The 20,177-nt window shown below is 61.6% G+C and carries 20 protein-coding genes; 7 read left to right on the forward strand and 13 right to left on the reverse strand.

From position 1 onward, the window contains the following. The first annotated feature begins 1 nt into the window (after nt 1). Together ACU8HS_RS15430 and der are read left to right on the forward strand one after the other, a co-directional pair. Nucleotides 2-685, forward strand: a complete 684-nt coding sequence (locus ACU8HS_RS15430) for a tetratricopeptide repeat protein (protein ID WP_112703986.1) — start codon at nt 2-4, stop codon at nt 683-685. A 15-nt stretch (nt 686-700) separates the two neighbouring features. After that, a complete protein-coding gene (gene der / locus ACU8HS_RS15435) occupies nt 701-2,125 on the forward strand; it encodes a ribosome biogenesis GTPase Der (RefSeq protein WP_112755944.1) in 1,425 nt (474 codons plus the stop codon). Between the two features lie 52 nt (nt 2,126-2,177). Here der and ACU8HS_RS15440 read toward each other — a convergent pair whose 3' ends face one another. Beyond that, nucleotides 2,178-2,621 (reverse strand): MarR family transcriptional regulator, encoded by a 444-nt coding sequence (locus ACU8HS_RS15440; RefSeq protein ID WP_112755946.1) that lies wholly within the window; start codon nt 2,619-2,621, stop codon nt 2,178-2,180. 165 nt (nt 2,622-2,786) lie between these two features. On the opposite strand from ACU8HS_RS15440, the gene ACU8HS_RS15445 reads away from it, so the two are divergent. After that, nucleotides 2,787-3,800 carry an alpha/beta hydrolase gene (locus tag ACU8HS_RS15445; protein WP_377311510.1) on the forward strand — a complete coding sequence of 338 codons (1,014 nt, stop codon included), beginning with the start codon at nt 2,787-2,789 and terminating at the stop codon, nt 3,798-3,800. 3 nt (nt 3,801-3,803) lie between these two features. On the opposite strand, the gene ACU8HS_RS15450 is transcribed toward ACU8HS_RS15445, so the two are convergent. Both ACU8HS_RS15450 and ACU8HS_RS15455 read right to left on the reverse strand, forming a co-directional pair. Continuing rightward, on the reverse strand, nt 3,804-4,985 hold the full coding sequence (locus ACU8HS_RS15450) for a glycosyltransferase family 4 protein (RefSeq protein WP_447014661.1): 1,182 nt from the start codon (nt 4,983-4,985) through the stop codon (nt 3,804-3,806). Nucleotides 4,986-5,226: 241 nt separating this feature from the next. Beyond that, nucleotides 5,227-6,267 (reverse strand): glutamine synthetase beta-grasp domain-containing protein, encoded by a 1,041-nt coding sequence (locus tag ACU8HS_RS15455; RefSeq protein ID WP_112703981.1) that lies wholly within the window; start codon nt 6,265-6,267, stop codon nt 5,227-5,229. Nucleotides 6,268-6,695: 428 nt separating this feature from the next. On the opposite strand from ACU8HS_RS15455, the gene ACU8HS_RS15460 reads away from it, so the two are divergent. Next, nucleotides 6,696-6,887, forward strand: coding sequence for a DUF2735 domain-containing protein (locus ACU8HS_RS15460; RefSeq protein ID WP_112563355.1), 192 nt, complete (start codon nt 6,696-6,698; stop codon nt 6,885-6,887). 89 nt (nt 6,888-6,976) lie between these two features. Here the strand turns inward: ACU8HS_RS15460 and ACU8HS_RS15465 are convergent, their stop codons facing one another. Then, the gene (locus tag ACU8HS_RS15465; protein ID WP_113412203.1) at nt 6,977-7,888 is read right to left on the reverse strand and encodes a sugar kinase; all 912 of its coding nucleotides are present in this window, start codon (nt 7,886-7,888) and stop codon (nt 6,977-6,979) included. A gap of 162 nt (nt 7,889-8,050) precedes the next feature. On the opposite strand from ACU8HS_RS15465, the gene ACU8HS_RS15470 reads away from it, so the two are divergent. Continuing rightward, nucleotides 8,051-8,722, forward strand: coding sequence for a DUF6998 domain-containing protein (locus tag ACU8HS_RS15470; protein WP_447014662.1), 672 nt, complete (start codon nt 8,051-8,053; stop codon nt 8,720-8,722). Between the two features lie 34 nt (nt 8,723-8,756). On the opposite strand, the gene ACU8HS_RS15475 is transcribed toward ACU8HS_RS15470, so the two are convergent. The 5 genes from ACU8HS_RS15475 to ACU8HS_RS15495 are packed head-to-tail and all read right to left on the reverse strand — an operon-like array spanning nt 8,757 to nt 14,211. Further along, nucleotides 8,757-9,743 (reverse strand): ABC transporter ATP-binding protein, encoded by a 987-nt coding sequence (locus tag ACU8HS_RS15475; protein ID WP_112563351.1) that lies wholly within the window; start codon nt 9,741-9,743, stop codon nt 8,757-8,759. Continuing rightward, complete coding sequence (locus ACU8HS_RS15480; protein ID WP_112563349.1) at nt 9,736-10,743, reverse strand: ABC transporter ATP-binding protein; 1,008 nt, start codon at nt 10,741-10,743, stop codon at nt 9,736-9,738. The genes ACU8HS_RS15475 and ACU8HS_RS15480 overlap by 8 nt, the downstream gene beginning before the upstream one ends. Before the next feature lies 1 nt (nt 10,744). Then, entirely contained in the window at nt 10,745-11,662 is a 918-nt protein-coding gene (locus tag ACU8HS_RS15485; protein ID WP_112563347.1) for an ABC transporter permease, read from the reverse strand. Continuing rightward, the gene (locus ACU8HS_RS15490) at nt 11,659-12,582 is read right to left on the reverse strand and encodes an ABC transporter permease subunit (RefSeq protein WP_113412129.1); all 924 of its coding nucleotides are present in this window, start codon (nt 12,580-12,582) and stop codon (nt 11,659-11,661) included. Before ACU8HS_RS15490 ends, ACU8HS_RS15485 begins: the two co-directional genes overlap by 4 nt. A gap of 48 nt (nt 12,583-12,630) precedes the next feature. Continuing rightward, the gene (locus ACU8HS_RS15495) at nt 12,631-14,211 is read right to left on the reverse strand and encodes a peptide ABC transporter substrate-binding protein (protein ID WP_112563343.1); all 1,581 of its coding nucleotides are present in this window, start codon (nt 14,209-14,211) and stop codon (nt 12,631-12,633) included. 371 nt (nt 14,212-14,582) lie between these two features. Here ACU8HS_RS15495 and bglA point away from each other — a divergent pair, with 371 nt between their 5' ends. Continuing rightward, a complete protein-coding gene (gene bglA, locus ACU8HS_RS15500; protein ID WP_113496939.1) occupies nt 14,583-16,232 on the forward strand; it encodes a beta-galactosidase BglA in 1,650 nt (549 codons plus the stop codon). Here the strand turns inward: bglA and ACU8HS_RS15505 are convergent, their stop codons facing one another. From ACU8HS_RS15505 to ACU8HS_RS15520, 4 genes are all read right to left on the reverse strand, one after another. Beyond that, nucleotides 16,233-16,481, reverse strand: a complete 249-nt coding sequence (locus ACU8HS_RS15505) for a DUF2442 domain-containing protein (protein WP_112563339.1) — start codon at nt 16,479-16,481, stop codon at nt 16,233-16,235. Further along, nucleotides 16,462-16,707 (reverse strand): DUF4160 domain-containing protein, encoded by a 246-nt coding sequence (locus tag ACU8HS_RS15510; RefSeq protein ID WP_112563337.1) that lies wholly within the window; start codon nt 16,705-16,707, stop codon nt 16,462-16,464. Before ACU8HS_RS15510 ends, ACU8HS_RS15505 begins: the two co-directional genes overlap by 20 nt. 18 nt (nt 16,708-16,725) lie before the next feature. Beyond that, on the reverse strand, nt 16,726-18,423 hold the full coding sequence (ade, locus tag ACU8HS_RS15515; protein WP_447014663.1) for an adenine deaminase: 1,698 nt from the start codon (nt 18,421-18,423) through the stop codon (nt 16,726-16,728). A gap of 117 nt (nt 18,424-18,540) precedes the next feature. Then, complete coding sequence (locus tag ACU8HS_RS15520) at nt 18,541-19,644, reverse strand: branched-chain amino acid ABC transporter substrate-binding protein (protein ID WP_447014664.1); 1,104 nt, start codon at nt 19,642-19,644, stop codon at nt 18,541-18,543. Between the two features lie 134 nt (nt 19,645-19,778). Here ACU8HS_RS15520 and ACU8HS_RS15525 point away from each other — a divergent pair, with 134 nt between their 5' ends. Next, a complete protein-coding gene (locus tag ACU8HS_RS15525; protein ID WP_162706864.1) occupies nt 19,779-20,123 on the forward strand; it encodes a hypothetical protein in 345 nt (114 codons plus the stop codon). The last annotated feature ends 54 nt before the right edge of the window (nt 20,124-20,177 follow it).

Genomic DNA, 20,177 nt, shown 5'->3' on the forward strand with positions numbered 1-20,177 from the left:
AATGGCATTCAACGACGACAGCTTCATTCGTGAAGTCAATGAGGAACTGCGTTCCGACCAGATGAAGGGCGCATGGCGCCGGTTCGGCCGCTATATCATTGCCATCGCCGTTCTCATCGTGCTCGGAACCGTCGGCAAGGTTGCCTATGAATATTGGGACGACAGCCAGTCTTCCGGCGCCGGCGACCAGTTCCTGGCGGCGATGAAGCTGGCCGACGAGAACAAGACGGACGAGGCGCTGGCCGCGCTCGAGAAGCTCGAGAAGGAAGGCCACGGCGCATACCCGGTTCTGGCGCGCATGCGTGCCGCGACCGTTCTGGCGCAGAAGGGCGACAATGCCGGCGCCATCTCGTCCTTCCAGGAAATTGCCAAGGACAAATCCGTTCCGGCTGCGGTGCAGGATGCCGCCAAGATGCGCGCCGGCTGGCTGCTGATCGAGAACGGCACTTATGAGCAGGTTTCCGCCGCCGTCGAGGAAATGGCCGTGCCGGGCAACGCCTTCCGCCATTCGGCGCGCGAGGCGCTTGGCCTTGCCGCCTACAAGGCCGGCAACATGGCGCAGGCGCGCCAGTGGTTCCAATCGATCGTCGACGATGTCGACAGCCCGCGCGCTGTTGCCAATCGCGCCCATATGATGCTTGATCTCATCACCGCATCCGGCAAGGCGCCCGCCGCGCAGGGCTGAGCTTAAGGGAAAAGAATGAGCTTTACGGTCGCCATCGTCGGTCGCCCGAATGTCGGCAAGTCGACGCTTTTCAACCGCCTGGTTGGCAAGAAGCTTGCGCTTGTCGACGACACGCCGGGCGTGACGCGCGACCGCCGGCCGGGCGAAGCGCGGCTTGTCGATCTGCGTTTTACGATCGTCGATACGGCAGGCCTCGAGGATGTGACGGATGAGAGCCTGCAGGGCCGCATGCGCCAGCAGACGGAGGCGGCAATCGACGAGGCCGATCTGGCGCTCTTCATCGTCGATGCCAAGACCGGGCTGACGCCGGTCGATACGGCGCTCGGCGAGATGCTGCGCCGCCGCGGCAAACCCGTCGTGCTCGTTGCCAACAAGTCGGAGGCGCGCGGGTCCGACAGCGGTTTCTACGACGCCTTTTCGCTCGGGCTCGGCGAACCCGTGCCGATTTCGGCCGAACACGGGCAGGGCATGCTCGATCTGCGCGACGCCATCGTCGCGGCGGTGGGCGAGGATATCGCCTTTCCGCCGAAGGAGGACGTGGCCGTCACCGACGTGGACCTGCCGCAGGCGTCATCCGAAGAGGACGAGGATGACGAAGAGCCCGTCTACGACGACAGCAAGCCGCTGCGTGTGGCGATCGTCGGTCGCCCGAATGCCGGCAAGTCGACGCTCATCAACCGTTTTCTCGGCGAAGACCGGCTGCTGACCGGGCCGGAAGCCGGCATCACGCGCGATTCCATCTCGGTGGAGTGGGAATGGCGCGGCCGCACCATCAAGATGTTCGACACGGCCGGCATGCGCCGCAAGGCCAAGGTGATCGAGAAGCTGGAAAAACTTTCGGTCGCCGATGCGCTGCGCGCCATCCGCTTCGCCGAGACCGTGGTCATCGTCTTCGACGCGACGATCCCTTTCGAGAAGCAGGATCTGCACATCGTCGATCTCGTGCTGCGCGAGGGACGCGCGGCCGTTCTCGCCTTCAACAAGTGGGACATGATCGAGGATCGCCAGGCGGTGCTGGCGGACCTGCGCGAAAAGACCGACCGGCTTCTGCCGCAGGCGCGCGGCATCCGCGCCGTGCCGATCTCCGGCCAGACCGGCTGGGGTCTCGACAAGCTGATGCAGTCGATCATCGATACGGACCGCGTCTGGAACAAGCGCATCTCCACCGCCAAGCTCAATCGCTGGCTGGAGCAGCAGCAGGTGCAGCACCCGCCACCGGCCGTTTCGGGCCGCCGCATCAAGCTCAAGTACATGACGCAGGTAAAGGCCCGCCCGCCGGCCTTCATGGTGTCCTGCACCCGCGCCGACGCATTGCCGGAATCCTATACGCGCTATCTGATCAACGGCTTGCGTGCCGATTTCGATATGCCGAGCGTGCCGATCCGGATTCACTACCGGTCGCCAGACAATCCCTATGAGGGCAGGAAGAAGCGGACCTAAGTCCGCCTCCCGGGGCGGGCTGCGCAAGCCGGGGTGGGCCTGCCGGACATGCCTAGCTTGAAGATGCGCTTCTATTCAGTGCTTCCCGCAGGGCGACGATCTCCGCCTGCAGCCGTGCCAGCTGGTCCGTATCGCGACCGCTGGCATCGATGATGCAGCCGGGCACGGTCTCGGCCCTTTCCTGCAGCCGCTTGCCTTCCTCCGTCAGGCGAAGCAGGACGACGCGCTCGTCCTTGCTGCTGCGTTCGCGGCGGATGTAGCCTGCCGTTTCCAGGCGCTTGAGGAGGGGGGTCAGCGTACTCGATTCCAGGAACAGTTTTTCGCCGAGGCCGCCGACGGTCTGGCCGTCTTCTTCCCAGAGACAGACCATGGCCAGATATTGCGGGTAGGTGAGGCCGAGCTCGTCGAGCAGGGGCTTGTAGACGCGGTTGAAGGCGTGGCCTGCCGTATAGACGGCAAAGCAGATGAACGTATCGAGTTTCAGCTGGTCCGACATGGCTCAATCTCCAGAACCCGTGGATGTTATATCGTGCGATAAATAATCGTATGCGCTTTTAATGCATGGCAGCCATGCAATCATTTATATCGCGCGATAATCAGTCGTGTGCGATATAAATGACGTGTTCAGGACGAACGCAACGAACCCCAAGAGGATACGACAATGTCTGGCATCAAGACCGCAGTTTCCGCAGCAGCAATCCTGGCAGCTTCCGCCGTTGGAGCGTTTGCCGATCCCGTGCTGGAACCGACAACGCAGAAATTCATCGATAGCCTGGCAGGCTCCAAGCCGATCTACACATTCTCGCCTGCCGATGCCCGCGACATCCTCGCCGGCGCCCAGAAGGGCGACGTGAAGAAGCTCGCCGCCCAGGAGGAAGACAAGGTCATCAAGGCCGGCCCGACCGGCAGCGTCAAGCTGCGCATCGTGCGTCCCGAAGGCGCCAAGGGCACGCTGCCGGTGGTGATGTATTTCCACGGCGGCGGCTGGGTGCTGGGCGATGCCGATACGCATGACCGGCTGGTGCGCGAAATCGCCAACGGCGCCAAGGCGGCCGTCGTTTTCGTCGATTACGACCGCTCGCCGGAAGCCCGCTACCCCGTCGCCATCGAGCAGGCCTACGCCGCCACGAAATATGTCGCCGAACATGCCAAGGAGTTCAACGTGGACGCGAGCCGCCTTGCCGTTGCCGGCGATAGTGTCGGCGGCAACATGACGGCCGCCGTCACCCTGCTTGCCAAGGAACGCGGCGGTCCGGCCATCGACCAGCAGGTGCTCTTCTACCCTGTCACCGACGCCAATTTCGACACCGGCTCCTACAACCAGTTCGCCAATGGCCCCTGGCTGACCAAGGAAGCCATGAAGTGGTTCTGGGACGCCTATCTGCCTGACGAGGCCAAGCGCAAGGAGCCGACCGCTTCGCCGCTGCAGGCTTCGCTTGAACAGCTGAACGGCCTGCCGCCGGCACTCGTCATCGTCGATGAGAACGACGTGCTGCGCGATGAGGGCGAGGCCTATGCCCGCAAGCTCTCCCAGGCCGGCGTGAGGGTCACCTCGATCCGTTACAACGGCACGATCCACGATTTCGTGCTGCTGAACGCAATCGCCGAGACGCCGGCCGTGCGCAGCGCGATCTCGGTCGCCAACACCACGCTGCGGGCCGCCCTTCAGAAGTAAGGGTCAGTCGGAGGATGCAAGAGGCCCGGCGCTATCGCCGGGCTTCCTTCTTGGAAGGGACTTTGTGGCATATTGCCATGCCTTCTTCCATTTCGGCGTGATGACACCATTGGCGGCGCGGATATTGTTGATGAACTGCAGCGTCGCCGCTTCCCACGAATATTGCATGGCAAGCTCGCGCGCCTTCTCCCGCGAGCCCGACAGAGCCGCGAGGCAGGCCGCCCGCAGGTCTTCGTCCAGCGCGCCGACCTGGCTGTCCTCGCCGATAATGTCCAGCGGGCCGGTGACGGGATAGGCTGCGACCGGCACGCCCGAGGCCAGAGCCTCCAGGATGGTGTTGCCGAACGTATCCGTCAGCGACGGGAAGACGAAGACGTCGGCCTGCGCATAGGCTTTCGCCAGTTCCTCGCCGAATTTCACGCCGGTAAAATGCACGTCTGGATAACGTTCCTCGAGTTCGGCACGCGCAGGGCCGTCGCCGACCACCACTTTCGAGCCGGGCAGGTCGAGGTCGAGGAAGGCCGGCAGGTTCTTTTCCAATGCCACGCGGCCGACCGTCATGAAGATCGGGCGGGGAAGGCCGAAGGGATTTACCTCCAGGGGCATCGGATGGAATTGCGTGGCATCGATGCCGCGGCTCCAGGGCATCAGGTTCTTGAGCCCTCGGGCGGAGAGTTCGCGGGCAAGGCTCGGGGTTGCGACCATGCAGCCGGCGCCGCCATTGTGGAACCAGCGCACGAAGGCATAGAGCCAGCTCTCAGGGATCGGCAGGCGGGCCGAGACATATTCGGGAAAACGCGTGTGGTAGCTGGTGGAGAAGGGCATGCGCTTCCTGATGCACCAGCGGCGCGCCGTCAGGCCCAGCGGGCCTTCCGTCGCGATGTGGACGTAGGACGGATTGTGCTTTTCGATCTCGCGGGCAACGCGGCTGTACCAGGCGATCGACAGGCGGATCTCGGGATAGGTGGGGCAGGGCACGCTTGCGAAGCGCTCGGGCGTCACCATCGAGACTTCGACGCCCATCCTGGCCAGTTCGCGATTGGTGTTCTCGATCGAGCGGACAACGCCGTTGACCTGCGGATGCCAGGCGTCCGTCACGATCACCAGCCGTTCCGGCATGGCGCCGGCGGCTGCGGCACGAGCCCAGCTTTCGCCGCTATATGAATTTGACGGACGTTGCAGCATGCTTCCATTTCCATCAGCGTCGCATGGTTCTGGCAACGCACAACCCCTGGCGGGGTTCCGGAATGGCGATTCCCGCGTGCCTATTCTGGCGGAAGTGCATGATGGAAATATTACAGCCCTGCATGAGCATATACAGGAACTTACGGCAGGCAAGGCCGGCATTTATGTCGGAACGACCGGCAGAGAGCCGAGGGGCAAAAAAGCGGCGGCGCCGGCGGGGAGGCCGGCGCCGCTATGAAACTCAGGCTGCGGCCGAAGCGAAGCCGGACGTCGGGACTTCCGAGATCGTCTTCAGAACCTGCGAAGCGATCTGGTAGGGGTCGCCCTGGGAGTTCGGGCGGCGGTCTTCGAGATAGCCCCTGTAATCGTTCTTGATGAAGGAGTGCGGAACGCGGATCGAGGCGCCACGGTCAGCAACGCCGTAGGAGAACTTGTTCCACGGAGCCGTTTCGTGCTTGCCGGTCAGGCGCATGTGGTTGTCCGGGCCGTAAACGTCGATATGGGCCTGCAGGTTCTTGTCGAACTGCGCCATCAGCGCTTCGAAATAGGCCTTGCCGCCGACTTCGCGCATGAACTTGGTCGAGAAGTTGCAGTGCATGCCCGAGCCGTTCCAGTCCGTGTCGCCGAGCGGCTTGCAGTGGAACTCGATGTCGATACCGTACTTTTCGCACAGGCGCAGGAGCAGGTAGCGTGCCATCCAGATCTGGTCGGCGGCCTTCTTGGAGCCCTTGCCGAAAATCTGGAATTCCCACTGGCCCTTGGCCACTTCGGCATTGATGCCTTCGTGGTTGATGCCGGCGGCCAGGCACAGGTCGAGGTGTTCTTCGACGATTTCGCGGGCAACCGAACCGACGTTCTTGAAGCCGACGCCGGTGTAGTAGGGACCCTGCGGAGCCGGGTAGCCGCTTTCCGGGAAGCCGAGCGGACGGCCGTTTTCGTAGAAGAAATATTCCTGCTCGAAGCCGAACCATGCATCCTCGTCGTCGAGGATCGTGGCGCGCTTGTTGGATTCATGCGGCGTGACGCCATCCGGCATCATGACTTCGCACATGACCAGAACGCCGTTTGTACGGGCCGGATCGGGATAGAGTGCGACGGGCTTCAGCACGCAGTCGGAGCTGCGGCCTTCGGCCTGCATCGTCGACGAACCGTCGAAGCCCCAGAGCGGGAGCTGTTCGAGCGTCGGGAAATCATCGAATTCCTTGATCTGCGTCTTGCCACGCAGGTTCGGTACCGGAGTGTACCCATCGAGCCAAATGTACTCGAGCTTATACTTTGTCATCGCTACTCTCTCTGCTGCGAACGTGAGCAAATCCTGAGGCAGTAGACGCAAGCGTGCGGCCACCCGCCAGGGGATGCCTAACGTAAAGCACGTAGCGTGCCAGATCGCGCGAGTGACACAAAAAATTTACGAATCACCTCGCGGCTGCCGATTGGCAGCGGCTGCGGCCGGTGGCCGAGACCGTCCGGCGCGCGCCTATCCCGCTTTGCGACGGGCATTTTTCGCGTTGGAACCAGATGAAAATTCCGGCGTTGAGCGGGATGGATGAAGTTTTGGACAAATCAGCGCAAGCTTAATCACGAAATGTCGCGGCGATCGTTTATAATTGCGACATTGCCGTTATTTTGTGCAGTTTGCATAAACTATGTGCATTGTGCTACTATACAGACCGTGAATGTTGATAGGCCGAGCTGAAGAAAGGCTATCTCATGGCAATCGGTTTCCATCGTGAATCCGCGACGATCTACCAGTTTCCCATCAAGGCCGTTCAGGCCCGAAGCCGCTTCGAGCGTTTTCGCACGATGGAGCGAGAGGCGGCCGATGTGTGCGATGCCGCACTCGACAGCTGCTGGTATCACGACGAAGCCGTTCGTGCCGAAGACAAGAAGCCCAATTCCTGATGCGGCTCGACGATCAATGACCGCTTAGGCGGGGGCGAGCCTGCGCGTGGCCGCGCGACAAGCGACATGCGCAGGCTTCAACGACGATATCAGAGGCCGAGCTTTTCCTTCGGCACGAGCGCGCCATGCTCGCTGACGACGCGGGCGGCGATTTTGGCCCCGAAGCGGGCGGCTGCCGGCGCGTCCCGGTTTTCCAGATAATGTGCAAGGAACGCGCCGTTGAAACTGTCGCCGGCGCTCGTCGTGTCGACGACCTTTTTGACCTTTTCGGCCGGCACGTGGACTTTCTCGCTGGCGAAGCTCAGTGTCGCGCCCTCTGCGCCGTTCTTGACGACGACATGGGCGGCGCCGAGCGCACGATAGCGCTCGATCGTGGCCTCGATGGAGGCGTCGCCGAAATGGGCAACCTCGTCGTCGAAGCTCGGCATGACCAGCGAGGAGGCGCGACCGCCTTCGCTGATCGTCGTGTGCATGACGTCGTAGCTCGACCAGAGGCGGGGGCGGATGTTCGGGTCAAAGACGACGAATTTGCCGACGGCCTTGGCGCGGCGGATTTCGGCCAGCAGCGTTTCGGCATCGTCATGGGAGAGGATGGCGAGCGTAATGCCGGAGAAATAGACGACATCGGCGCTTTCCACCGCTTCGCGCAGCCGGTCGGGGTCGGCGGCGAGGCTGCGGGCGGCCGAGCTGTCGCGCCAATAGCTGAAGGAGCGCTCGCCGTCCCTCAGGTTAATCATATAGAGGCCGGGCGTCTTGCCCTTGATGCGCCGGATGAGGCCCGTGCCGATGCTGGCCTTGCCCATGAAGGCGACCATTTCGTCGGACATCGGATCATCGCCGAGCGCGGTAAAATAATCGACCGACCAGGCGGCGGGCAGGCAGGCGCGGGCGTACCACGCGGTGTTGAAAGTATCGCCGGCAAAGCCTTTGCGCAGCAGGCCTTCGCCCGCCTGCGAGAGTTCCACCATGCATTCGCCGATCGACAGAAACCGTCCGCTCAAAGCCATCCTCCCGGATTTTTTCCGTCTTTGCGGATACGCGAAGAGGCGGGAGGAGACAAGCGGCGAGTTACCACAAGTGGCCTAAGCAGGCTGCACCCAGGCATCCCACCGGAACTCTTCCTTAACTGCCCGGAGTGATGATCGTAATAACCGGGGGTGGGTATGGCATTAAGGCAATTTCAGATCATACAGTCGTTGGGACAAGCACTCGAATGGTTCCAGAAAGAGCTTTCATGGGGAGTGCCCGCAGCTGAGCTCAATCATCTGACCGGTCGGATCGGTGAACTTTACACCGCGATGTTTACCTACGGGCAAATGGCCACCGAGGTGAACCAGCGCGGCTATGATGTTGTCAGCGCTGAAGGTGAAAGAATTTCTGTTAAGACGATTACATCGAGCACCCATGTCAGCTTCAATCAGCAGACATTCGACCAAGTCGATCGTGTCGTTGTTTTGCGTATCAACACCGACGAGCTTGCTATCGAAATCCTGATGGATAAGCCGGTTAATGAAGCTCGGGCATTGATGCGTCAGTCAACCGGCAAACTGATCTTCCCAACCTACCGACCGCCAGAGGAGCGGCTTGTCCGACCACTCAGCGAGATGGTCGTCATTGCTCGGGCGATGTTTGGTCCACATTTGATCAGACAATACGAAAATGGGTCGATAGAGGTTTTAACAGATGGGGTAACCGAACCGGTCGCCAAGCCTATTCTCAGAAAGATTGCGGCTGATATTCAGGTCGATTTGCTGAACGGCACCGGATCGCCGAAAACCACTCGACAACTTGGCGACCACATCATCAAGAAGCTGAGAGAGCTGGAGGTCGCGTGAGCCAATCCTCCAGGGGAGGATTGGCTAAGCGATACTAAGGCCGGTCCATATGATAGCAGGCGGCCGTCTGGCCGGGACGGACCAGTTCCGTCGGCGGCATTTCGGTGCGGCAGATATCCGTCGCCTTCCAGCAGCGCGGCGAGAAGACACAGCCCTTCGGCGGGTTGAGCGGCGAGGGCGGGTCTCCCTGCAGGCGGATGCGGCTGCGCAGGCGCGCGAGCTTCGGATCGGGGATCGGAGCGGCCGAGAACAGCGCCTGCGTGTAGGGATGGGCCGGATGTTCGAAGACCGTGGCGCAATCGCCGGCCTCGACCACCTTGCCGAGATAGAGAACCAGCACGTCGTCCGAGATCAGGCGCACGACGGAGAGGTCGTGGCTGATGAAGATCAGCGTCAGGCCGAACTCCTTGCGCAGCTTGCGCAGCAGCGTGATGACCTGGCCCTGGATCGACACGTCGAGGGCCGAAACCGGTTCGTCGCAGATGATGAGCTTCGGCTTGGTGACGACGGCGCGGGCAATGCCGATGCGCTGCGCCTGACCGCCCGAAAATTCGTGCGGATAGCGGTTGATCATTTCCGGCACGAGGCCGACGGCGGCCATGATCTCGCGCACGCGCTCGAGCCGCTGGGCCTTGGTCAGCTTCGGTTCGAAGACGGTGAGCGGCTCGGCGATGATGTCGCCGACCGTCATGCGCGGATCGAGCGAGGCGATCGGATCCTGGAAGATGATCTGCATGTCGCGGCGGGCGGCACGCATTTCTTCGTCCGACAGGTCGAGCAGGTTGCGGCCCTGCCAGAGGATGCGGCCCTTCTGCGACTTCAGGAGCCGCAGGATGGAGCGGCCGAGCGTGGATTTTCCGCAGCCGGATTCGCCGACGATGCCGAGCGTGCGGCCTTCGGCGAGATCGAAGCTGACATTGTTGACGGCCGTCAGCATGACCGGCGGCTTGAAGAGCGATTTCGAGGGGATCTCGAACTGGGTCGTCAGGTTCTCGACCCTCAGAAGCGAGCGATCAGCCATTGACGAGCAACTCCTCGCGGCGGGGGAAGGGGTGGAAGCAGGCGGCACAGTGGTTTGCGGCCTGCGGTTGAAGCTGCGGCGGGCGGTCGATGCAATCGTCCTGAACCTGCGAGCAGCGCGGCGAGAAATTGCAGCCCTTCGGCAGATGCTGCAGGTTCGGCGGCCGGCCGGGGATGACGACGAGATCGTCGACATCCTGGTCCGGGCGCGGGATCGAGGCGTGCAGGGCCGCCGTATAGGGATGGGCCGGGTTTTCGAAGAGTTCGTCAACCGGGGCTTCCTCGACAATGCGGCCGGCATACATGACGGCGACCTTGTCGGCGAGACCGGCCACGACGCCGAGGTCGTGGGTGATCATGACGAGCGCCGTGTTCATCTCGGCCGTCAGGTCGTTGAACAGGTCGAGGATCTGCGCCTGGATCGTCACGTCGAGCGCGGTCGTCGGCTCGTCGGCGATCAGGAGCTTCGGTTTGGTGAGCAGCGCCATGGCAATGACGATGCGCTGGCGCATGCCGCCCGAAAGCTCGTGCGGATAGAGGTTGAAGCGCCGCGTCGGGTCAGGGATGCCGACGCGCTTCAGCATGTCGAGCGCCGTGGCCGAGGCTGCTTTCGCCGTGAAGCCGCGGTGGATCTCAAGCTGTTCCGTCAGCTGCCGGGAAATCCTCAGAGACGGGTTCAGCGCCGTCATCGGGTCCTGGAAGACCATGGCCATGTCCTTGCCGCGGACTTGGTCGAGTTCGCGCGGCTTCAGCGCCAGCACGTCCTTGCCTTCGAGCAGGGCCTGGCCGCTGGTTTTGCCGTTCTTGGCAAGCAGGCCCATGATGCCGAGGAAGGTCTGGCTCTTGCCGGAGCCGGATTCGCCGACGATGGCGATGCGCTCGCCGCGGCGAACCGTGAGGTTCATGTTCGAGACCGCCTTCACCTGACCCTCGGGGGTTTCGAAGGTGATCGAGTAGTCCTTCAGTTCGAGAAGGGTATCGTTCTGTTTTTCTTGATTCATCCTATCGATCCTTCGGGTCGAACGCATCGCGCAGCCCGTCGCCGATGAAGAGCAGGCTGAGCAGCAGGGCCACGAGGAAGCTTGCCGGGAAGATCAGCAGCCAGGGCATGCTTTCCATGGCATCGGTGCCTTCGGCGATCAGGGTGCCGAGCGAGGTCAGCGGTTCCTGCACGCCGAAGCCGAGATAGGAGAGGAAGCTTTCGGTTGCGATGATCTCCGGCACTGTCAGCGCCGCGAAGATGACGACGGGGCCGACGAGGTTCGGGATGATGTGCTTGGTGATGATCTTGAACGGCTTCTGACCGGAGGCGCGGGCCGCTTCCACGAATTCGCGGTGCTTGAGCGACAGGGTCTGGCCGCGCACGATGCGGGCCATGGTGAGCCATTCGAGCGCGCCGATCGCCGCAAAGAGCAGGTAGACGTTGCGGCCGAAGATCACCATCAGCAGGATGACGAAGAGGATGTAGGGAAGCGCATACATGATATCGACGAAGCGCATCATGATGGAGTCCAGCCTGCCGCCGATATAGCCCGAGATCGCGCCATAGAGCACGCCGATGACGACGGAGACGAGGGTTGCGGTCAGCGCCACGGCGAGCGAGATGCGGGTGCCGTAGAGCACGCGGGCAAGCAGGTCGCGGCCGTTCGGGTCGGTGCCGAAATAGTGGCCGCTTTCGAAGGACGGGGGCGTGCGGAAGGCGGCCCAATCCGGATCCTCGTAGTTGAAGGGAATGAAATTCGGGCCGAGGAAGGCGGCAAGGATCAGGAGAACCAGAACGCCGATCGATACGACCGCAGCCTTGTTGCGCGAGAGGCGGCGCAGCGCATCCCTGGTCAGCGAGCGGCCTTCCGGAGACAGGCCTTCGGCTTCCAGCAATTCGGCTGCAAGCAGCTCTCTTTTTGCGGGATTGAGGATCATCTGTTTCTCACTTTCGGGTCCAGCCAGGCGTAGGCGATATCGACCAGAAGGTTCAGGAACACGATCAGCACCATGTAGAAGATGACCGTACCGAGAACCATGCCGTAATCGCGGTTCAGCGCCGCGTTGACGAAATAGCGGCCGATGCCGGGCAATCCGAAGATGCTCTCGACGACCAGCGAGCCGGTGAGAAGATAACTTGCCGCCGGACCCAGATAGGAGACGACGGGCATCATGGCGGGTTTCAGCGCATGGCGCATGACCGTCAGGCGCGGGCCGATGCCCTTGGCCTTGGCGGTGCGGATGAAGTTCTGGTTCATCACCTCGATCATCGAGCCGCGGGTGATGCGCGAGATGCGGCCGGCATGCGGCAGCGCCAGAACGACGATCGGCAGGACGAGGAACTTGATCGAGCCGTCACCCCAGCCGCCGACTGGAAACCAGGCGAGGTGGATGCCGAAGATCAGCTGCATGATCGGGGCGATCAGGAAGTTCGGAAGGACGACGCCCACCAGAATAAGGGCACTCAGAATATAGTCCGGCGCCTTGTTCTGATAGAGCGCCCCAAGACAGCCGACGGCCACGCCGACGATGATGGCGATCAGGAAGGCAGCCGTACCGATGGTGAACGTATAGGGCAGACCGATCATGATCTGCTGGGCGACAGTGAAGTCTTCGCTCGCGAAGGAGGGGCCGAGGTCGCCTTTCAGCAGGTCGCCGACATAGATCAGGTACTGCTGGACGAGCGGCTTATCCAGATTGTAGTGGGCCGCAAGATTTTTCAGGATCACCGGCGGCAATGGCCTTTCGCCATCGAAGGGGCCGCCGGGGGCAAGGCGCAAAACGAAAAAGCAGGCTGTGACGGCGATCCACAGGACGGGGATCGTCGACAGCAATCGACGGAGGGCGTATTTGATCATGGTCGTGGAGCGGCTCTTCCCGGGCCAGCCGGGAAGAGCCTTTCATCCTTATTCCTTGATGGACAGCCAGCGCGTGCGGTGGATGTCCTGAACGTTGTCGACGAAGCCCTCGATCTTGGGCGAGACGACGTTCTTGGAGACATAGTAGTAGATCGGCAGGGCGGCGGATTCGTCGAGCGCCAGCTGCTCGGCCTTCTTGAAGATCTCGGCGCGCTTCGTCAGATCGGTCTGAGCGTTGCCGTCCTTGATCAGCTTGTCGTAGTCGGCATTCGACCAGCGGCCGTAGTTCATCTGAACGCCCGTGACGAGCAGGTTCAGGAAGTTGTCCGGGTCGTTGTAGTCGGCGAGCCAGCCGGCACGGCCGATATCGACTTCACCGCGCTGCAGCTGGTCGTAGTGAACCTTGGTTTCGGCGTTGACGAGCTCGACGTTGACGCCCAGCGGCTTCCACATGGAGGCGATCGCGACGGCGATGCGCTTGTGGTTGTCGTTGGTGTTGTACTTGAGCTGGGTGGTCAGCGGGTGATCCGGGCCGAAACCGGCTTCCTTCAGGAGCTTCTTGGCTTCTTCGACCTTATCCTTGTAGGGAAGGTCCTTCCAGGAAACATAGGCCGGTTCGCCATAGTTGGCGGTGCCCGGCGGAACCCAGGAATAGGCCGGCAGTTCGCCGGTGCCGAGGATCTGCGGGCCGATGACTTCGCGGTTGATCGCCATGGAGAGCGCCTGGCGGACGCGCTTGTCGTTGAAGGGCGGCTTGGACGAGTTGATGACGTAGTAGTAGAGGCCGGAGAAGGGGGCGACATGCGCCTGGCCCGGCAGGTTCTTTTTCATCCACTCGTACTGGTCGGTCGGGAAATCGGTGAGGATGTCGAATTCGCCGGCGCGGTAGCGCTTCAGCGCGGCTTCCTGGTCTTCAAGCACGAAGAACTTCGCGCCGTCGATCTTCACATCCTTGGCACCGTAATACTGGTCGTTCTTGACAGTCGTGACGTGCGAACCGGGCACCCACTCGACCGGCTTGTACGGGCCGTTGGTGACGATGTTGCCGATCTTGACCCAGTCCTGACCCTTGGCCTCGACGACATGCTTCGGCAGCGGATAGGCCGTGTAGTGCATGAGCGCGTTGATGAAATAGGGGGTCGGGTTTTCAAGGGTGATTTCGAGCGTCTTGTCGTCGATCGCCTTGACGCCGAGCTCGTTGAGATCGGTGATCTCGCCCTTGTTGATCTTTTCCGCGTTCTTGATGGTGAACTGCAGATAGGCATAGTCGGCAGCGTTCTTCGGGTCGATCAGGCGCTGGAAGGCGAAGACGAAATCGCCTGCCGTCACCGGCTGGCCGTCCGACCACTTGATGCCGTCGCGCAGTTTGAACGTGTAGACCTTGCCATCGGGGGAAATGGTCCAGCTTTCGGCCTGGCCCGGAATCGGGTTGTCCTTGGCGTCTTCGGTGACGAGGCCTTCGAAGATATCGCCGGCAATACGGTTTTCCCAGTCGCCGGAGAGTTTTTGCGGATCCAGCGAGGTGGGGTCGCCACCATTATGGATGTTGATTGTGGCCGCGTGGGCCGAAAATGCGAGCAATGAGCCAACCATTGCGGACGCGAGAAATTTTTTCGTAAAAAAGGACATAGTTTGTCCACCTTTCTAGGCTTTTCGCCTTTTCTTTAGTCATTTGTTCCCGGTTGGACCTGTTACGTGCAGGTCAACGGCACCTTAACGCAAAGGTTTGGCGTTGCAACCCCTAAACCGGTGGGTAGCATTAGGGTGTGGACAAGCCTATAAGCGTCTCCCCTTTGCCGGATCGCGACGGCCTCTCTTTGCGGCCGGGCATGCCGCCAGCATTGCTTTTGCTGAACTGGTTTAAAACGTGAAGCGATCTTCCGGATTCGCGCGCCACGCTTTAAGTCTTGTCCGGCATGTTGTGATCGCAAAACCGCTGCACGGTCTTGCGCGACATGCTTTAAGTGTTGCGGGCAAAATGACGCAGGAGGCGGCGGGCAATGGCATTGCAGACGGGCGGGAATGCGGATTGGTGGCGCGGCGCGGTGATCTATCAGGTCTATCCGCGCTCGTTTCAGGACACTGACGGAGACGGGCTCGGCGATCTCAAGGGGATAACCCGGCGGCTCTCCCATATTGCAAGCCTCGGCGTCGACGCGATCTGGCTCTCTCCCTTCTTCAAATCGCCGATGGCCGACATGGGCTACGATGTCTCGGACTATTGCGACGTCGACCCGATTTTCGGCACGCTCGACGATTTCGACGAGATGATGGCCGAGGCGCACAGGCTCGGCATCAAGGTCATCATCGACCAGGTGATTTCCCACACGTCCGACCGGCATCCGTGGTTTATCGAAAGCCGCTCCAGCCGCACGAACGACAGGGCCGACTGGTACGTCTGGGCCGATCCCAAGCCCGATGGAACGGCGCCGAACAACTGGCTGTCGATCTTCGGCGGGCCGGGCTGGGAATGGGACGGCGTGCGCCGGCAATATTACCAGCACAACTTCCTGACATCGCAGCCGGACCTGAACTTCCACAGCAAGCCGGTTCAGGATGCGCTGCTGAAGACGGTGAAATTCTGGCTCGACCGCGGCGTCGACGGCTTCCGGCTCGATACGGTGAACTATTATTTCTGCGACAGGCTGCTCCGGGACAATCCGCCGCATGTGCCCGATCCGGATCAGGCCGGCCTCGATGCGCCCGACAGCAATCCCTACGGCATGCAGAACCATCTCTACGACAAGACGCAGCCGGAGAACCTCGAATTCCTCCGGCGTTTCCGGGCTCTGCTCGATCAGTACGAAGGGCGCACGACCGTCGGCGAAGTGGGGGACGGCGCGCGTTCGCTGAAGACAGTGGCGGCCTATACGAGCGGCGGCGACAAGCTGCACATGTGCTACACGTTCGATCTGCTCGGCCCGGACTTCACCGCCGCCCATATCCGCAACTGCGTCGAGAGCTTCCAGCGTATGGTCAGGGACGGCTGGGTCTGCTGGGCCTTCTCCAACCACGACGTCAACCGTCACGTCAGCCGTTTCGCGCTGACGGAGGAGGAGCGGCCGGTGATCGCCAAGCTGGCGATTTCGGTGCTTGCGGCCCTGCGCGGTTCGATCTGCCTCTATCAGGGCGAGGAACTGGGGCTGCCGGAGGCGGAGCTTGCCTTCGAGGACCTGCGCGACCCCTACGGCATCCGTTTCTGGCCGGCCTTCAAGGGCCGCGACGGATGCCGCACGCCGATGCCCTGGGAGGCCGGCAAGGCGCATGCCGGGTTTACCAGCGCCGAAAAGAGCTGGCTGCCGGTTCCCTACGAACAGGCGGCACTTTCGGTCGATACGCAGGAAAACAACGACAGTTCGGTTCTGCACCACTACCGGCGCACGCTGGAATTCCGCAAAAGCCAGCCCGCGCTGCTCGACGGCAGCATGGAATTCGTCGGCACCAATAAGGATCTGCTAGCGTTTGTTCGCGAGAAAGATGACGAGAAGCTACTTTTCGTTTTTAACCTGACGCGTGAGCCTGCAGAGTTTCGCTTTCCCGCCGGGATTAAGCTCGTTGCTGCTCTGGCGATGCCTGGCTTCCAGGCGGCAGCCGACAATGATGTCGTTAGACTCTCGGCACTGGATGCTTTTTGCGCGAGAGTTCGGTGATCAGGCGGCGGTAGGGCGCTTGACCGTCTGATCGCCGCGTCCGGCCAATAGGCCATTGATCGAGATATCTTCGTCAAGATCAGTCCAGTGAAGGCCCATCGAGCTGATCTCGACAGTGCGAAGCTGTTCCGGCGTCGCATTCAACAGGCGCGGAAACCATGCCAACGGTACGCCCAGAGTGCGCCCGTCATCGAGCGCGACCCACATCGTATTTTCATCGAAAGTCACATCAGTTGCGGAAATGTTCATCCCACGCCCTTTCGATGGCGGATTGGTTCTTGATGACTTCCCGAATGATAACAGCAAGTTCGCGTGGATTGAAGCCTTTGCTGTCGGCAATGCCGATTGCGGGCTGTATCCAGACCTTAGCTTCGCCGTTCGGGCCGCGAACATGAATATGGATTGGCTCGCGAGGATCGCCCTCGTTTGAATAGAAAAAGAACTTCAGGTTTCCGAACGTGAAGACCAATGGCATCGGGTACTCCGTCCGGGTTCAGCCGATCAGCGTGAAGCGATCGACATCGACCATTCCCTTGTCCGAGATCTTCAGATGCGGGATCACGGGCAGGGGCAGGAAGGCGACCTGCAGGAAGGGCTCTTCCAGCGTCGTGCCGAGGGCGTAGGCGGCCTTGCGCAGGCGATGCAGCGTGTCGCGCACCGTTTCGTAGGGCTCGAGGCTCATCAGGCCGGCGACGGGCAGGGCGATCTCGCCGGTGACTTTGCCGTCCTCGACGACGACGAAGCCGCCCTTGATCTCGCCGAGCCTGTTGGCGGCGAGCGCCATGTCATCCTCGTTGACGCCGACGACGCAGATATTGTGGCTGTCATGGCCGACGGTGGAGGCGATCGCGCCCTTCTTCAATCCAAAACCCTGGACGAAACCGTTGGCATGGTTGCCGTTCTTGCCGTGGCGCTCGATGACGGCGACCTTGACGATGTCGCGGCCAAGATCGATGCCCGTCTGGTTGCCGTTGGCCGGCAGGCGGTAGCGGCGGTGCTCGGTGATGATCTTGCCGGGCATGACGCCGATGACGGGCGTTTCGCCCTCCGAAACCGGCACGCCGAAATGGGCCGCGTTGACCGGCCGCGCCTTGACGCTGTCGAGGCCGACGGGAGCGACCGGCTTGCGGGTGGCAAAGAGCGCGTCGGTGACATGGCGGCCGGCCGAAATGACCATATCGGCCCGGCAGTTTTCGAGACTGTCGATCACGACGAGATCGGCCCGCCAGCCTGGGGCCACGAGGCCGCGGTCCCGCAGGCCGAAGGCGCGGGCGGCCGATATGGAGGCGGCGCGATAGATCGCCAGCGGCTCGACGCCTTCGGCAATTGCCGTGCGGATCATGTAATCGAGGTGGCCCTGCTCGGCGATATCAAGCGGGTTGCGGTCATCGGTGCAGAGCGCCAGATAGGGCGAAAGGCGCTCGGTGACGATCGGCAGCAGCGCGTGCAGATCCTTCGAAACGGAACCCTCGCGCACGAGGATATGCATGCCCTTGCGGATTTTCTCCAGCGCTTCGGCAGCACTCGTGCATTCATGTTCGGTGCGGATGCCGGCCGACAGATAACCGTTGAGATCGTTGCCCGACAGAAGCGGCGCATGCCCGTCTATATGGCCGCCCTGGAAGGCGTCGAGCTTTGCCATGCAGACCGGATCCTTGTGGATCACGCCCGGGAAATTCATGAATTCGGCAAGGCCGATAACCTTGGGATGATCGCGGTAGGGCAGGAGGCTTTCGACGGGCAGGTCGGCGCCGGATGTTTCCAGATGCGTGGCCGGCACGCAGGAGGAAAGCTGGACGCGGATATCCATGATCGTTTCCAGCGCCGAAGCGAGGAAGAATTCGATGCCGTCCCTGCCGAGCACGTTGGCGATCTCATGGGGATCGCAGATGGCGGTCGTCACGCCGTAGGGCAGGACGCAGCGGTCGAATTCATGCGGCGTGACGAGCGAGGATTCGATGTGCAGATGCGTGTCGATGAAGCCGGGAACGACGATCTTGCCGGAAATATCGATCTCGGTCTCGCCGCCATAGGTGCCGCAGGTGCCAATGATGCGGTCGCCGCCGATGGCGATGTCCGACTGCACGAGATCGCCCGTCACCAGATCGAAGAAGCGCCCGCCTTTCAGGACGATATCGGCGGGAATGCGGCCCACACCCTGATCGATGAGACGTTCGAGCTTGGCGGTCATGACTATCCTCGCGATGCAATCGATTCCGCAAGTTATAGCGCATCTGTTTGCGGATTTGATGCCCGCAAACGAAACCGGGCGCCGATGGCGCCCGGTCCCGTGTCTCGTTCGTTGCGATTACTCGGCAGCGACGATCTTGCCGCCTTCCCACTTGTAGAGCGAGAAGCTCTGCGAGGAGAGGTCGCCGGTTTCGCCATAGGTGAGCTTGCCGATGGCGGTGGGGATCTCTTCGCCGCCCTTCAGGGCTGCTGCGACGGCTTCCGCATCGTTGGCGCTGCCGGCCTTCTCGATGCCGGCCTTCAGCACTTCGACTGCGGCATAGGCGTTGAGCGTGAAGGCTTCGGCCGGGATTTTCCTGGCGGCGAGCGCATCGGCAGCCGCCTTGGAATCCGGGCTCTTGGTGGCGTCGGAGGCGTTGGTGAAGAGCGTGCCGGCTGCCGCATCCGTGCCGATCGTCCAGAATTCGGTGTTGGAGAGGCCGTCGCCGCCGATGATCTGGGCGTTGACCGAGAGGTCATGCAGCTGGCGGGCGAGCAGGCCGCCTTCCGGGTGATAACCGCCGAAATAGATGAGATCGACATTCTCGGCCTTGATGCGGGTCGTCAGCGCCGAGAAGTCCTTGTCGCCGGGGGTGATGGAGTCGTTGATGACTTCGGTGACGCCACCGGCGTTCAGCGTTGCCTTGAAGGCATCGGCAAGGCCCTTACCGTAGGCGCCCTTGTCGTTGATGATGGCGACGCGCTTGTCCTTGAAATGTTCGAGAACGTATTTTGCGGCGACTTCGGCCTGCTGGTCGTCGCGGCCGCAGGTGCGCAGAACGTTGGTCAGGCCGCGCTTGGTGAGGTCAGGCGCGGTGGCGGTCGGCGTGACCATCAGAACGCCGTTTTCGGCCAGAACGTCGGAAACCGGAATGGCGACGCCGGACGTGACCGGACCGACGACGAAGCGGATGCCTTCGCCGACAACCTTGTTTGCGGCCGAAACGCCCTGCTTGGGTTCGCCGGCGTCATCGGCGAGTTCGAGGACGACTTTCTGGCCCAGAATGCCGCCATTCTTGTTGATTTCATCGACGGCGGTCTGTGCGCCGTTCTTTACCTGGTCGCCATAGGCGGCCACCGGGCCGGTCAGCGGCGCGATCAGGCCGATGGTGATATCTGCATGCGCAAGCGGCGCGAATGCCAGCGAGGCGATGAGCGTCGCCGTCAAGGTTTTCAAGGTCATGTTCTGTCTCCTTGGATGGGGTCGTTTCGACCACCGGTTGCTTGCCACGCAGATCGTTTCGTCATCAGTGATCCCGCCGGGACCATGCCAAGGATGAGGAAAAACCGCGTGGTCAATGAGCTGTGCGGCCATGTTTGGCTCGCTCGGCGCATGGCAAGATTTCTAGGAATTTCGGTGAGATTCCGCAAGATCTTAACAAGATCGGGCCGGTTTTCGCCAATTTTGGAAAGATTGCGCCCGATTTTTTGTTGTTTCAGTCCATTTCCCGCAATTTTCGGTCGGCGGCGTGCCCCGTGCATGTGACGCCGCGGCGCTTCGATATTGCCCGGTCATCTCTTGCCGGTCGCATGAAGGCGCACATTTACGGAGAGCCGAAAGCCATCCCGCTTTCCGCAGCATATCGCATCGGCCGTCAAGCAGCACGCGGAGGAACAGGCGCAAGATTTCCCGATGATTTTCAAATGTCCAAGTCAAATTAATAATTGATTCCAAGAATCATAGTAGAACTATTGTTCCTGGATATATTGTTGCAG

The organism is Rhizobium sp. KDH_Rht_773_N (genome assembly GCF_052946295.1).

Coding starts and splice junctions, on each gene's coding strand:
- ACU8HS_RS15490 (WP_113412129.1), bottom strand. CDS start 12,582: ATGATCAAATACGCCCTCCGTCGATTGCTGTCGACGATCCCCGTCCTG.
- ACU8HS_RS15505 (WP_112563339.1), bottom strand. CDS start 16,481: ATGAACATTTCCGCAACTGATGTGACTTTCGATGAAAATACGATGTGG.
- bglA (WP_113496939.1), top strand. CDS start 14,583: ATGGCATTGCAGACGGGCGGGAATGCGGATTGGTGGCGCGGCGCGGTG.
- ACU8HS_RS15455 (WP_112703981.1), bottom strand. CDS start 6,267: ATGACAAAGTATAAGCTCGAGTACATTTGGCTCGATGGGTACACTCCG.
- ACU8HS_RS15475 (WP_112563351.1), bottom strand. CDS start 9,743: ATGGCTGATCGCTCGCTTCTGAGGGTCGAGAACCTGACGACCCAGTTC.
- ACU8HS_RS15485 (WP_112563347.1), bottom strand. CDS start 11,662: ATGATCCTCAATCCCGCAAAAAGAGAGCTGCTTGCAGCCGAATTGCTG.
- ACU8HS_RS15440 (WP_112755946.1), bottom strand. CDS start 2,621: ATGTCGGACCAGCTGAAACTCGATACGTTCATCTGCTTTGCCGTCTAT.
- ACU8HS_RS15520 (WP_447014664.1), bottom strand. CDS start 19,644: ATGACCTTGAAAACCTTGACGGCGACGCTCATCGCCTCGCTGGCATTC.
- ACU8HS_RS15495 (WP_112563343.1), bottom strand. CDS start 14,211: ATGTCCTTTTTTACGAAAAAATTTCTCGCGTCCGCAATGGTTGGCTCA.
- ACU8HS_RS15470 (WP_447014662.1), top strand. CDS start 8,051: ATGGCATTAAGGCAATTTCAGATCATACAGTCGTTGGGACAAGCACTC.
- ACU8HS_RS15445 (WP_377311510.1), top strand. CDS start 2,787: ATGTCTGGCATCAAGACCGCAGTTTCCGCAGCAGCAATCCTGGCAGCT.
- ade (WP_447014663.1), bottom strand. CDS start 18,423: ATGACCGCCAAGCTCGAACGTCTCATCGATCAGGGTGTGGGCCGCATT.
- der (WP_112755944.1), top strand. CDS start 701: ATGAGCTTTACGGTCGCCATCGTCGGTCGCCCGAATGTCGGCAAGTCG.
- ACU8HS_RS15510 (WP_112563337.1), bottom strand. CDS start 16,707: ATGCCATTGGTCTTCACGTTCGGAAACCTGAAGTTCTTTTTCTATTCA.
- ACU8HS_RS15480 (WP_112563349.1), bottom strand. CDS start 10,743: ATGAATCAAGAAAAACAGAACGATACCCTTCTCGAACTGAAGGACTAC.
- ACU8HS_RS15430 (WP_112703986.1), top strand. CDS start 2: ATGGCATTCAACGACGACAGCTTCATTCGTGAAGTCAATGAGGAACTG.
- ACU8HS_RS15460 (WP_112563355.1), top strand. CDS start 6,696: ATGGCAATCGGTTTCCATCGTGAATCCGCGACGATCTACCAGTTTCCC.
- ACU8HS_RS15450 (WP_447014661.1), bottom strand. CDS start 4,985: ATGCTGCAACGTCCGTCAAATTCATATAGCGGCGAAAGCTGGGCTCGT.